The sequence below is a fragment of the Chryseobacterium indologenes genome (assembly GCA_016025055.1).
Classification (GTDB): Bacteria; Bacteroidota; Bacteroidia; order Flavobacteriales; family Weeksellaceae; genus Chryseobacterium; species Chryseobacterium indologenes.
Map to the genome: position 1 here is coordinate 4,423,544 of CP065590.1, position 12,282 is coordinate 4,435,825.

Here is a 12,282-nt window from a genome sequence, read left to right on the forward strand (position 1 = left end):
AAAACACAAGAAAAATGCATCATCAGTTTACTATTGGAATCGAAGAGGAGTATCAGATCATTGATGTTGAAAGCAGGGATCTTATTTCTCACGTTTCAAAAATCATTGAGGGCGGAAAATCGGTTTTAAGTGAAAATTTAAAACACGAAATGCATGAATCCATGATTGAAATGGAAACAGGCATCTGTCAGAATATTCAGGAAGCAAGAGCTGAATTAACCGGTTTAAGACGCCACTTAATCAATACTGCCCATGAACAGGGCTTAAGGGTATCCGGCGGCGGAACACATCCCTTTTCACACTGGTCTGACAATACTATTACACAAGGAGAACGATATATTAAAATTGTGGACGACATGGGAGACGTTGCCCGTGAGAATCTTATTTTCGGGCTTCATGTTCATATTGGGATCCCGAACCGTGAAGAAGGGGTAAGAATCCAGAATGTCATGCGGTATTTTTTGCCTCACGTCTATGCTCTTTCCACCAATTCCCCTTTTTGGATCGGCAGATATACGGGGTTTAAATCGTACAGACAGGAGATTTTTGTAAAATTCCCAAGAACCGGTATTCCCAGTTTTTTTAATTCCCTGGCTGAATTTGACAGCTATGTGGATCTTCTTATAAAAACGGGTACCATTGATAATGCCAAGAAAATCTGGTGGGACCTTCGTGTACATCCGTTCTACCCTACAATTGAATTCAGGATTTGTGATATGCCGCTAAGAATTGACGAAACTGTTTGTCTGGCTGCCATTATGCAAAGTCTGGTCGCCAAGATTTATAAGCTCCATCAGCAAAACCTTAGTTTCAGAAGCTACAGGAGATTACTGTTGAATGAGAACAAATGGCGTGCTTCCAAAAGTGGTATAGAAGCTCACCTTATCGATTTTGGTAAAGAAGAATCAGTGCCGTACCCTCATTTGTTAAAAGAGCTTTTAGAATTCATCGATGATGTAGTAGATGAACTTGGATGCAGAAATGAAGTGGAATATGCCTGGAAAATTCTTGAACACGGAACCGGAGCAGACCGGCAGCTTCAGATCTTCAAGGAAACCGGTGATCTCACAAAAGTCGTAGATTATATGATCTCTGAGACCGAATATGGTATTACACACGGTGAACCTGCTTCATAATATTTTTGATACCTTTACAAAAAATATGATGTAATGAAAGATATTCGAATTGCTCTGCTGGATATGAACAATAATCATGTCAATCAGGGCTTTAGAAATATTAAAGAAATTTCTGAAACGTTTCAGCAGAACTCAGAAGAAAATGTGATCATCAAGACATTTGATGTAAGATTTAAAGATGAAATGCCGGAAATCGGAGATTTTGATATTTTTATTTCCTCAGGCGGCCCGGGCACTCCACACAGAGAAGGTTTTGAATGGGAAAACAGGTTTGCCGGTTTTTTAAATACCCTCTTTGAACACAATACTTACCATGAAGATAAAAAGTATCTTTTCCTGATCTGCCACTCCTTTCAGCTAGCAAGCATCCATTGGAAATTGGGCAATATTTGTAAAAGAAAATCCTATTCTTTCGGAGTAATGCCGGTTCATAAAACCGCAGAAGGTAAAGAAGAATTCTTATTTAAGAATCTTCAGGACCCTTTCTATGCTGTAGATTCCAGAGCTTATCAGTTTATTGAACCTGATATGGATCGTTTTGAGGAATTGGGTATGAAAATTATGGCCATTGAAAAGTTCCGTCCTCACATTAATCTGGAAAGAGCTGTAATGGCTGTTCGTTTTTCAGATGAGATATTTGGAACGCAGTTTCACCCGGAAGCAAGTCCTGAGGCATTAATTGAGAACCTTAAGGATGATAAAAACAGAGAAGCCATGATCGAAAATTTCGGAATGGAAAAATATCTTGAAACGATGGACAGAATAGATGATGAAGATAAAATCATTCTTACCAGAAATCAGATCCTTCCGAGATTCCTTCAGTGGGCAAAAAAAACATTTTGAAAGGTGCTGAATCCTGGGCTTAAAAAGGCAGGAAGCTATCGCAGTGATAAATTTCTGGTCAACTTTTGATTTAATGAGGTATTAGTAAAACTGATTTTATCTAAAAGTTCCGGTTTCAAAAGCTCCCTTCTTCCGGATTTATAACTATATCAATCGGGTATCCACGCTCGATTTTTTTACCATTACAAAAGAAAAATATGATCCCAAAATACAGAAAACAGTTCAATCAGGAATTTTCTCAGGAGAAATATCAGGAGCTTAAATATACTTTGGCACAAAAAAGCGGTGTAGAACCCGGTTTCAGGGTTTCAGAAAGTCCCATTTTTCTTACCAAAGAATTTGAAAGAAAACTTTTGGATGCCAGCGAAAGCATTATCAGCCGGATCAAAGAACTTCCGCAGGAAACCCTTCAAAAAGCTGTCCCAGACAATTGTAAAGTTCCTAATGATACCGATAAACCTCATTTTTTTACGATAGACTTTGGTGTTTGTAAGAGTAAAAACGGAGAAATAGAACCCCAGCTTATTGAATTACAGGCTTTTCCTTCGCTATATGCTTTTCAGAAAACTTTTGAAAACACATTTTGCGAAGTCTATCCGTTTCTTTCCGGGATCCGTAATCCTATGCCACAGGAAACATTTAAAAATTATCTGAAAGAACTGATCGTTGGAGATGAGAATCCGGAACATGTGATCCTTCTTGAAATTTTCCCCGAAAAACAGAAAACAGCCATTGATTTTGCTTTAACGGAACAACTGCTTGGAATCAAAACTATCTGCCTGACAAAAATAAAGAAAGAAGGCAGAAAACTGTATTATGAGGACAATGACAAAAGGATAGAAATTAAAAGGATTTACAACCGTGTGATTTTTGATGAGCTCGACAGGATCCCCGATTTAAAAACCGAATTTGATTTCCGTGAAGAAGTGGATGTCAAATGGATTACCCATCCCAACTGGTTTTTTAAAATTTCTAAATTCCTTCTTCCTCTGTTGGATCATCAGTTTGTTCCAAAAAGCTATTTTCTTAATGAATTCCCGGAAACCGAGAAGCTGGAAAATTTTGTATTAAAGCCCTTATTTTCATTTGCCGGAAGTGGTGTGAATCTGGAACCTACAAAAGAAATTACCGATGCCATTCAGGATAAAGAAAATTACATTCTTCAAAGAAAAGTAAACTATGAGCCCATTTTTGAAGATATTCACGGTGATTTTTCAAAAGCAGAGATCCGTTTGTTGTATATTTGGCGGGAAAATGATGAGCGACCCGTTCTATTGGAAAACCTTGGCAGAATGACAAAGGCCGCTATGGTAAATGTAGATTTTAATAAGAAAGATGCGATCTGGATTGGAAGTTCGAATGCATTTTTTGGAGAAGAATAACTGCAAAAGGAGCTTTCAACATAAAATTTATAACCTAAAAAAAACTAAATATACATGGAAGTGCCATCAAATTTTGAAGAGTTTGATAAAAAAAATAATTTTGCCCGAAGAAGAAGCTTACTTCCATGGTGGATCAAAATTTTCATATGGTTCTTTATCTTTGGAGGAGTTATTGCTGTTCTGATATTGGGTTTTGGATACTTTCTTAATGATACAAATTTGTCGATCTATGGCTTAGAAACTACTCAACCTTACAGCATAACCGGTTTCATTATACTTTTTCTACTAATTTTTAAAGGAATTGTCGCCTATGGGCTTTGGTTTGAAGAAAGATGGGCACCAAAAGCCGCTATTGCCGATGCGGTCTTAGGAATTATCATCTGCGGAATTGCCATGTTTATTTTACCTTTTGTAGCAGATTCAAAACATTTCACCATCAGATTCGAGCTGGTTCTGCTGATTCCTTATCTGACAAAAATCCAGAAAGTTCAAAAAACCTGGGAAAACATATAACAACAAAAAACCTTCGGAATTCCGAAGGTTTTTATTTCTTACAAATTTTTATCATCTTCCAGCAGTTCCCGAGCCTGGTATTCCTGTACAAGGTCGATGGCATTGGAAATTACATCACTTAAAGCGGTAATGAAAGTTCCTTCTTCAGCCATTCCTATGGCATGTTTTAAAGCTTCAATCTCTTTGGGAATGATCTCGTAGCTCACATCTTTTCCTGAAGACTGCATACCTTCAATAATCAATCCATTAATTTCTTCTTCGGTTCTGCCGCGAAGATGTTTTTCGTTGCGGATAATGATGTGGTCGAACATGCGCCCGGCAATCCTTCCGCATTCTCTGATATCATTATCTCTTCTGTCTCCCACACCGGAAATGATACCAATTTTCTTTGAAGATTCTACATTTTTCAGGTAATCTTCAATAGCCTCATAGCCTGAAGGGTTGTGAGCGAAGTCAATCAGTACTTTAAAGTTTTTAAATTTAAATACATTCAGTCTTCCGGGAGTGAGCTGAGCACTTGGAATAAATGTTCTCAAAGAATTGGAAATATCTTCAATGCCAAATCCGTGAAGGTAACTTGCCAAACTGGCCGCCAGCACGTTTTCTATCATAAATCTCGCCTTCCCTTCCATCGTAATCGGGAAATCTTTAGCTTTTCCGATCCTGATTTTCCAGTCTCCTTTTTTAATGGTCACGAAACCTTCTTCGAAGACACAGGTTATTTTTCCTTCTTTAGCAAATTTTACAATGTGAGGATTATTTTCATCCATACTGAAAATGGCAACATTACAATCAAGATCATTCACAATCTTCATGGAATATTCGTTATCAGCATTTAAAACACTCCAGCCATTTTTCTTTACACTGTCCAGTACAACGCGCTTCACTTTAGTAAGATCTTTGAGGCTGTGAATATCATTCATTCCCAGGTGATCTTCTTCAATATTGGTCAGAACCCCGATATCACATTGTGAAAAACCCAATCCGGAACGTAAAATCCCTCCTCTTGCCGTTTCCAGAACAGCAAATTCTACAGTGGGATCTTTAAGGATGAACTCAGCAGAAAGAGGCCCTGTTGTGTCTCCTTTAGACAGCATTGTATTTTGAATATAAATTCCGTCAGAAGTCGTAAAACCTACTCTGTAGCCGTTGCTTTTCACGATATGGGAGATCAGTCTTGTCGTTGTTGTTTTTCCGTTGGTTCCTGTAACGGCAATAATCGGGATGGTAAAGGGCCTTCCTTGCGGATAGAGCATGTCTACTACAGGAGCAGCGACATTTCTTGGCAATCCTTCACTCGGGGCAAGGTGCATTCTGAATCCGGGTGCCGCATTCACTTCTATAATGGCACCTCCGCTTTCTTTTAAGGGCTGGGTCAGGTTTTCAGCCATAATATCGATACCGCAAACATCTAAACCGATGATTTTAGAAATCCTTTCCGCCATCGTAATGTTTTCGGGATGTACCATATCCGTAACGTCTATCGAGGTTCCTCCTGTCGACAGATTGGCTGTTGATTTCAGGTAAACCACCTCTCCTCTTTGAGGAACGGTATCAAGAGTATATTGAAGTTTATCAAGAAGCTCCAGAGTATCTTTGTCTACTTCAATCTCAGTAAGTACATTTTCATGACCATATCCTCGTCGTGGATCTTTATTTTCTTTATCGATAAGTTGTTGAATATTGAGTTCTCCGTCACCAACAATATGGGCAGGAACTCGTCTAGAGGCAGCCACCATCTTATTATCGATGACCAGAACTCTGAAGTCATAGCCGGTAATATATTTTTCTACGATTACTTTTCTGGAATATTTCTGGGCATGTTCCAGCCCTGTCTTTGCCGCTTCCCAGTCATTGACATTAATGGAAGAACCTTTTCCGTGATTTCCGTCTAAAGGTTTCAACACGATAGGATAACCGATTTTTCTGATTACGCTCTCTAGTCCCTCTTCATCCACTACCATATCACCAATGGGAACAGGAATAGCTGCATCATGCAACATTTTCTTCGTCAATTCTTTATTACATGCGATATCAACTGCAATAGAACTTGTTTTCCCTGTAATCGTAGCCTGAAAGCGTTGTTGATTGACTCCATAGCCCAATTGCACCAATGAATTGGTTCCCAATCTTATCCATGGAATTTTCCTGGAAGCAGCTTCTTCTACTATGCTTCCTGTAGAAGGACCGAGACGAACGCGTTCCCTGATCTCTTTTAACCGATGAATACATGCACTCAGGTCATAATCTGTTCCTTCAATTAAAGCTTCTGCAATTTTTACAGCTTCTTCCGCAGCATATATTCCCGCATTTTCTTCTATATAATTAAATACGACATTATATACACCCGGAGTTTTGGTTTCTCGGGTTCTTCCAAAGCCTACATCCATACCGGCAAGCGTCTGGATCTCCAAAGCTATATGCTCAATAACATGCCCCATCCAGGTTCCCGTTTCCACTCTATGGAAAAAACCACCCTCTACACCTTCCGAACATCTGTGAGTGATCAGTGACGGTATTAATTTTTCTATCCTTTCTCTGAATCCTTCGATTTTATTAGTGGGATAATTCTCCATTTCCTCAAGGTCTAACCTCATCTGTATCAGTTTCTTTCTTCTGATACTCCAGATATTAGGACCACGTAGTGCCTGAATCTTTTCGATTTTCATAGTCTATTGGCATTTTAACAGTTAATAATAACTCCTTTTATAGTCAAAGATAATGTAAAACCCTAAACGAAACCATACCACATTTAAAGAATTATTAAAAAAAATTAATTTTAATTAACATTTCTAAATCATTAAAAATCAAGTAAAGATGGCATGAATTTCGCCAAATAATGTTAATTATTTTTTAATTTTGTACCATGACGAAACCTGTTGGAAAATTAATAGTTATTGGGGGTGCTGTAAACAAAGGAAGTTTTGCAGAAACCGATTATGATCAGAATATTGAAAAGAACCTTAATTTTTTTGAAAGAGGCATCTTACGAAAGATCATCAATGAATCAAAACATAAGGAAGATTCTGTAATTGAGATTGTAACTACCGCTTCCCAGATTCCGCAGATTGTAGGCTCCGAATATAAAAAAGCATTTGAATTTTTGGGCGCTAAAAATGTGAACGTCCTAGATATCCACAACCGTGAGGAGGCCAATTCTGACGCTATGGTTGCAAGAGCAAATGCTGCTGATGTAATGATGCTTACCGGAGGTGATCAATTGAGACTGACCTCTATTCTTGGAGGAACCCGTTTTCATGATACCATTTTACTGAAATATCAGGAACAGGATTTCATTTATTCCGGAACATCGGCAGGTGCTGCGGCAGCTTCCGAAAATATGATTTATCAGGGAAGCAGCTCTGAAGCTTTATTAAAAGGAGAAATTAAAACGACACAAGGACTGGGCCTGATCGATAATGTTATCATTGATACTCACTTTGTACAAAGAGGGAGAATCGGACGCCTTTTCCAGGCTGTAGTGAATAACCCGAGAACGCTGGGTATCGGGCTTGGTGAAGACACCGGACTGTTTATTCATAATGACGTGATGACCGCTGTAGGTTCCGGACTTGTTATCCTGGTAGACGGAAGGTTTATTAAAGATACCAACCTTACCAACATCAATCTTGGAGAGCCTATTTCTATTGACAACCTGACGGTTCATGTAATGTCTATGAATGATCATTATGATCTTACAACAAAAACACTTACGATAGAAAACTCACAATTTAATCCGATTCCACAGGATAAGTAGTTCGGGGATGTGAGATTTTATAAATAATAAGAATTTAATTTTCGAAAGGCAATACACCCGAAATCCCGGAACACAAGACACGTATTGATCCAGGATATTAATAAAATCCTTATCTTTTCTTCTTATTAATAACCGGGCATGAAGCCACGGAACACGAAACCCATACCTATTATGAAAATCATCATCCACGGCGGTTTTTTTTCGGAAAGTGACCAAAGCCATGAAGTAAAGACTGCAAAACAAAACTCTTTAAAAGAAATTGCCCATAAAGCTTTTGAGTATCTTCAAACACATTCTGCATTTGAGACAGTAGCCTATGCTGTATCTCTTCTTGAAGATGATCCGCTCTATAATGCCGGAATAGGCTCGCAGATTCAAAGTGACGGAGTGATTCGGATGAGTGCCGCGATCATGAATGGAGAAACACAGAAATTGAGCGGAGTAATCAATATACAGGACGTGAAAAACCCTATTTTCGTTGCAAAAAATCTCATTGGTGAAGACGACAGGGTTCTCGGAGGAGAAGGAGCAAAACGCTATGCATCAGAACATGGTTTTGAAAATTTCTCAACGGAAATCCCGCAAAGAAGGTCTGAATATGAAGCTAAAATGAATAGTGGCGGAAAAGGAACTGTAGGTTGCGTAGCAATCGATAAAGATGGAAAATTAGCCGTTGCGACTTCTACAGGAGGAAAAGGCTTTGAAATTCCGGGAAGGATTTCCGATTCGGCTACTGTGGCCGGAAATTATGCCAATGCTTTTTGTGCAGTAAGCTGTACGGGTGTGGGTGAAGATATCGTAAGCAATGCTACCGCTGCTAAAATTGTAACAAGGGTTACTGACGGGATGAGTCTGGAAACAGCGTTCAGCAAAACTTTTGACGAATTAAAAACCATCGATGGGTTTGCGGGGGCCATCGCTATTGATAAAGAAGGGAATGTATATCACAAAGATTCCTATCCGACCATGGTTTTCGCAAGTTTTGACGGAGAAATTTTTGAGGTCTTCTCTTAAATTTAACATTTATTTATAATTAGACTTAATTTTTTGGCACGTATTTTACATAAGTATTAATAACAAACTTTAATATTAATATTTTAAAAATAGAAATCATGGGAAACAAGACAAAAGGCTTATTAGCTTTACTAGGATTAGGTGCAATAGCTTATTGGAAGTATAAAAATTCATCTCCTGAAGACCAACAGGCTGTAAAAGACAAAATCAATACAGCAAAAGACAATCTGAATAAATGGGGAAATGACATTAAGACTAAAGCTAACGATGTGGCTTCCCAGGTTCAAAATAAAGTAGACGAAGCTAAAACAAAAGCTGAAGACTCTTTAAGCTAAAGCAGACAGTAGTTTTTTTAACATTCATATATGGAAAAAGTCATCACAGTAATAGTGATGACTTTTTTTACTTTAAAACACAAGATCTTATTTTTTCTGTGCAACAAAGGCGTATACCAATGGAATTTTGTTTCCAAACTGAGGGATTCTCCATTTTCCCTTTTCAAATTCTTCCACATGCCTGAAACACGGATAAGGTGACCAGTCATATTCCTGAAAAGTCTGCAAAGTCATTTCTTTTTTAATTACATTATCCAGCACCTCCGCCAAAGAATGATTCCACATTACATATTCCTGTACAATAGGCGCCGACTGATCAGCATACGTACCTTCATACGTTTCTACAATCGGCTTTTCATTAAAATAATTGTAGGCTACTTTTGTAAAATCATCATCAAACATCCATACTACAGGATGAAATTCTGCCATGATAAACTTACCTTCCGGCTTCAGAAAATGACGAATAACGCCGGCCCATTTTTCAAGATCAGGAAGCCACCCTATTGTACCATAGCTTGTATACACGATATCAAACTTTTGATGTAAAGTATTAGGCAGCTCATAGACATCCGAACATATAAATTCCGTATCTGTTCCGCATTTCCGGGCAAGTTCTCTTCCTGCTTCTATAGCTTTATCCGAAAGATCGATCCCGGTTACTTTGGCTCCCATTCTTGAAAGTGAAATAGAGTCTTGCCCAAAATGGCACTGCAGGTGCAGAATGCTTTTTCCTTTCACATCTCCCAGAAGCTCCAGCTCAATGGAATTAAGAGATGTTCTTCCATTCAGAAATTCATCCACAAAATAGAAATCTGACTTCAGATGAGGTTCTACTTTAGCATTCCATGATTTTTTATTTATTTCTAGGTAATTTTCCATTGTTTTGTTTTTTATTATTCATTTTCATTTCCCACTGTTTAACATTCTTTATTTGGAATCACGATGGAAGAATGTAAGCAGTATACCTTCCATCCTAAGGTTTCGTACAGGAGTCTTCCCTCTTCAGTTGCTACTAAAAGATTATTAAAAAATCCTTTTGACAAAGCTATTTTTTCAAGTTCCTTTAATAAAAATGAGGCCAGACCTTTTCTTTGATGTTTTACTTCAGTGACAATCCTGTCGTAGACAGCAACATCATCTGTCAGGGAGACACGGCCTATGGAAGCCTGTTCACCATTTTCAGCTACAGCCTTCACCACATACGTTGAATTGTATTCAGAGAATTCCAGATGATATCCATTGGCCAGACTGATAGTCCCAAAATTCATCGGGTGAAAACAGGTCATCAGATATCCCTGAGGCTGCAGTTCCCATTTTTCAGGAATACGTTGTATCCATTCCTCCGGAGGTGTATTCACTTTGAGATACACCCACGGTTCGTCAATTGAACGGGTAAGTTGAAAAAAATCTTCATCAGGTTCAGGGAAAACATAACGCTCTTTTTGCTTTTCGTCGCCTACGAAAACGTAAAACCCGGATTTATATTGGACGGGAAAAGATACTTCTCTTGACAAACACCATCCTTTGATCCATTTTTCAACAATTTCAGCTTTATCCTTCATGATTCAATGTTAAAAGATTTTATTTTAATTGGTCCAGTAATTTTCTTTTTTGTTCTGTAAACTCTGTATCGGTTAGAATACCGTTTTCTCTCAATTTTCCTAATTGTTCCAATTGTTCAAAAATAACCATGGATGGAATTTCTGTTACAGGATTTTGCATATTTTGTTGAGGAATTTTAGGATTGTTATAAAGATTTTTTATTTGGTCATAGAATTTCTCTGCATCCTCTTTATCCATATAACACTCAAACTCAACGGTTCTTTCATCCAGATGCAGGCGAATAACGGGTGACCGTGGATCTGCCACAAAACTTACTGACTCTATGGTTTCATTGGGATAATCATTGATCTTTGCTGCTCCAAACATAGATTTGGAAACGGATAATATTCTCATCGGTGTCGCAATCAATAGTCCCGCGTCCAATGTATTCACAAACTGAGCATCGGTGATGGCAAGTATTTGTTCATCCTCAGCAATAAGGAAAGGAAGCTCTTTAATTTCTCCTTTTGTAAATACGGAAAGATTGGCATTTAAACTTTCAAGTTCATACTTAATTTTTCTTTTTCTCTGTTTATATATCTCCTTTGGAATGTCATAGGTAATCTTAGGAGGAGCCGCCTCTGTTTTTTCTAAAGGATGAATTGGGTTTGCACTGACTTTTTTCAGCAAGTTTTTAATATCTTCAATACTGAAATTATGGAGATTGTACAGCAACTCCTGATTGATCGTACTTGCTTTATCCAGGCATTTATTACACAAAACGCCATTATCAGAAAGTTTATTCTCTCCTAACAAAGTATCCATGGGCGTTAATTCTGCGCCGCACAATGAACAATTATTACTCATTTTTACAATTTATCAAGAAGCTTTTTCTTTTGCTCTGCAAACTCCTGTTCAGTTAAAACTCCGATTTCCCTTAGCTTCCCAAGCTTTTCCAGTTGCTCAAAAACAGTAGCAGAATCTTCTTTATTGGTATTTGTGGTGTATACATTTTCCTGAACCAGCCCCGGAATATTGTGTTGAAATGTGGGTAAGGATTCAGTGTGTGGATTCTGATATCTTTCCGGATATTGAATATTTCCGTTGACAACATTGGAGAATGTTCTACCGTCACTTTTATTATGAAGTTTAAATTCTGCTGAAGCTCCTTTAATATTGACTTTTAAAATAGAATACATCAGGCTTTCAATATGATCTATAGAGATAATTTCCCGAATAGGAAATTCATTCCGAACGATACCGCCAAGGATTTTTTTATCAATAAAAACAACACGCCAAGGTGTTGCGAAGACAATTCCTTCACGATTATTCTGAAGATATATACATTCGGCAATTGCCAGAAGATTTTCATTTTTATCCAACACGGTATCCAGCACATTTACTTCTTCATTGGCAAGTACGCTGAGTCTGGCATTTAAAGCTACAATCTGATCTTTGATTTCGTCAAGTCTGCTGGGGGCATCATATTCATAAGAACTTCCACCTGAGTATGATGGTCCTGAAGTTTTTTGGCTGGCATCAATCTTACTTTTAAGAAACATTCCTGTGATCTCTGCAAAATAAAATTGATCTAAAGTATTGACAAGATCTCTATTGATGGTAATGGCTTTTGTGAAACATCCGGCACACAAGTAACCGCCATCTGCCAATTTGTTTTTTCCTACAAGCATATCTGTAGAGGTGAGTGGAGTTCCACATAGTGCACAAATAGTATCCATTTGGTTTTTATGTTTAAAAGT

The 12,282-nt window shown here is 38.0% G+C and carries 12 protein-coding genes; 7 read left to right on the forward strand and 5 right to left on the reverse strand.

Features of this window, described 5'->3' with window-relative positions:
- The first annotated feature begins 14 nt into the window (after positions 1-14).
- The 4 genes from H3Z85_20425 to H3Z85_20440 all read left to right on the forward strand — a co-directional run bounded on the left by H3Z85_20425 (position 15) and on the right by H3Z85_20440 (position 3,874).
- Positions 15-1,136 carry a carboxylate-amine ligase gene (locus H3Z85_20425; protein QPQ51589.1) on the forward strand — a complete coding sequence of 374 codons (1,122 nt, stop codon included), beginning with the start codon at positions 15-17 and terminating at the stop codon, positions 1,134-1,136.
- Positions 1,137-1,169: 33 nt separating this feature from the next.
- On the forward strand, positions 1,170-1,979 hold the full coding sequence (locus H3Z85_20430; protein ID QPQ51590.1) for a GMP synthase: 810 nt from the start codon (positions 1,170-1,172) through the stop codon (positions 1,977-1,979).
- Positions 1,980-2,176: 197 nt separating this feature from the next.
- The gene (locus H3Z85_20435) at positions 2,177-3,361 is read left to right on the forward strand and encodes a hypothetical protein (protein ID QPQ51591.1); all 1,185 of its coding nucleotides are present in this window, start codon (positions 2,177-2,179) and stop codon (positions 3,359-3,361) included.
- A gap of 54 nt (positions 3,362-3,415) precedes the next feature.
- The gene (locus H3Z85_20440; GenBank protein QPQ51592.1) at positions 3,416-3,874 is read left to right on the forward strand and encodes a hypothetical protein; all 459 of its coding nucleotides are present in this window, start codon (positions 3,416-3,418) and stop codon (positions 3,872-3,874) included.
- Positions 3,875-3,912: 38 nt separating this feature from the next.
- On the opposite strand, the gene cphA is transcribed toward H3Z85_20440, so the two are convergent.
- Positions 3,913-6,543 carry a cyanophycin synthetase gene (cphA, locus tag H3Z85_20445; GenBank protein QPQ51593.1) on the reverse strand — a complete coding sequence of 877 codons (2,631 nt, stop codon included), beginning with the start codon at positions 6,541-6,543 and terminating at the stop codon, positions 3,913-3,915.
- Positions 6,544-6,740: 197 nt separating this feature from the next.
- Between cphA and H3Z85_20450 the strand changes: the two genes are divergently transcribed.
- From H3Z85_20450 to H3Z85_20460, 3 genes are all read left to right on the forward strand, one after another.
- Positions 6,741-7,631, forward strand: coding sequence for a cyanophycinase (locus H3Z85_20450; GenBank protein QPQ51594.1), 891 nt, complete (start codon positions 6,741-6,743; stop codon positions 7,629-7,631).
- A 171-nt stretch (positions 7,632-7,802) separates the two neighbouring features.
- Positions 7,803-8,645 (forward strand): isoaspartyl peptidase/L-asparaginase, encoded by an 843-nt coding sequence (locus H3Z85_20455; GenBank protein ID QPQ51595.1) that lies wholly within the window; start codon positions 7,803-7,805, stop codon positions 8,643-8,645.
- A 98-nt stretch (positions 8,646-8,743) separates the two neighbouring features.
- A complete protein-coding gene (locus H3Z85_20460) occupies positions 8,744-8,980 on the forward strand; it encodes a YtxH domain-containing protein (protein ID QPQ51596.1) in 237 nt (78 codons plus the stop codon).
- Between the two features lie 87 nt (positions 8,981-9,067).
- Here H3Z85_20460 and H3Z85_20465 read toward each other — a convergent pair whose 3' ends face one another.
- From H3Z85_20465 to H3Z85_20480, 4 genes are read right to left on the reverse strand one after another with little or no spacing between them, the layout of a single operon-like run.
- Positions 9,068-9,859, reverse strand: coding sequence for a class I SAM-dependent methyltransferase (locus H3Z85_20465; protein ID QPQ51597.1), 792 nt, complete (start codon positions 9,857-9,859; stop codon positions 9,068-9,070).
- A gap of 38 nt (positions 9,860-9,897) precedes the next feature.
- On the reverse strand, positions 9,898-10,542 hold the full coding sequence (locus tag H3Z85_20470) for a GNAT family N-acetyltransferase (protein QPQ51598.1): 645 nt from the start codon (positions 10,540-10,542) through the stop codon (positions 9,898-9,900).
- Positions 10,543-10,561: 19 nt separating this feature from the next.
- Positions 10,562-11,389, reverse strand: a complete 828-nt coding sequence (locus tag H3Z85_20475) for a PH domain-containing protein (protein QPQ51599.1) — start codon at positions 11,387-11,389, stop codon at positions 10,562-10,564.
- A 2-nt stretch (positions 11,390-11,391) separates the two neighbouring features.
- On the reverse strand, positions 11,392-12,261 hold the full coding sequence (locus H3Z85_20480; GenBank protein QPQ51600.1) for a PH domain-containing protein: 870 nt from the start codon (positions 12,259-12,261) through the stop codon (positions 11,392-11,394).
- Between the last annotated feature and the right edge of the window lie 21 nt (positions 12,262-12,282).

What these genes read in the sequence shown, in the direction of transcription:
- H3Z85_20425 (QPQ51589.1), top strand. Translation starts at nt 15, where the DNA reads ATGCATCATCAGTTTACTATTGGAATCGAAGAGGAGTATCAGATCATT.
- H3Z85_20430 (QPQ51590.1), top strand. Translation starts at nt 1,170, where the DNA reads ATGAAAGATATTCGAATTGCTCTGCTGGATATGAACAATAATCATGTC.
- H3Z85_20435 (QPQ51591.1), top strand. Translation starts at nt 2,177, where the DNA reads ATGATCCCAAAATACAGAAAACAGTTCAATCAGGAATTTTCTCAGGAG.
- H3Z85_20440 (QPQ51592.1), top strand. Translation starts at nt 3,416, where the DNA reads ATGGAAGTGCCATCAAATTTTGAAGAGTTTGATAAAAAAAATAATTTT.
- cphA (QPQ51593.1), bottom strand. Translation starts at nt 6,543, where the DNA reads ATGAAAATCGAAAAGATTCAGGCACTACGTGGTCCTAATATCTGGAGT.
- H3Z85_20450 (QPQ51594.1), top strand. Translation starts at nt 6,741, where the DNA reads ATGACGAAACCTGTTGGAAAATTAATAGTTATTGGGGGTGCTGTAAAC.
- H3Z85_20455 (QPQ51595.1), top strand. Translation starts at nt 7,803, where the DNA reads ATGAAAATCATCATCCACGGCGGTTTTTTTTCGGAAAGTGACCAAAGC.
- H3Z85_20460 (QPQ51596.1), top strand. Translation starts at nt 8,744, where the DNA reads ATGGGAAACAAGACAAAAGGCTTATTAGCTTTACTAGGATTAGGTGCA.
- H3Z85_20465 (QPQ51597.1), bottom strand. Translation starts at nt 9,859, where the DNA reads ATGGAAAATTACCTAGAAATAAATAAAAAATCATGGAATGCTAAAGTA.
- H3Z85_20470 (QPQ51598.1), bottom strand. Translation starts at nt 10,542, where the DNA reads ATGAAGGATAAAGCTGAAATTGTTGAAAAATGGATCAAAGGATGGTGT.
- H3Z85_20475 (QPQ51599.1), bottom strand. Translation starts at nt 11,389, where the DNA reads ATGAGTAATAATTGTTCATTGTGCGGCGCAGAATTAACGCCCATGGAT.
- H3Z85_20480 (QPQ51600.1), bottom strand. Translation starts at nt 12,261, where the DNA reads ATGGATACTATTTGTGCACTATGTGGAACTCCACTCACCTCTACAGAT.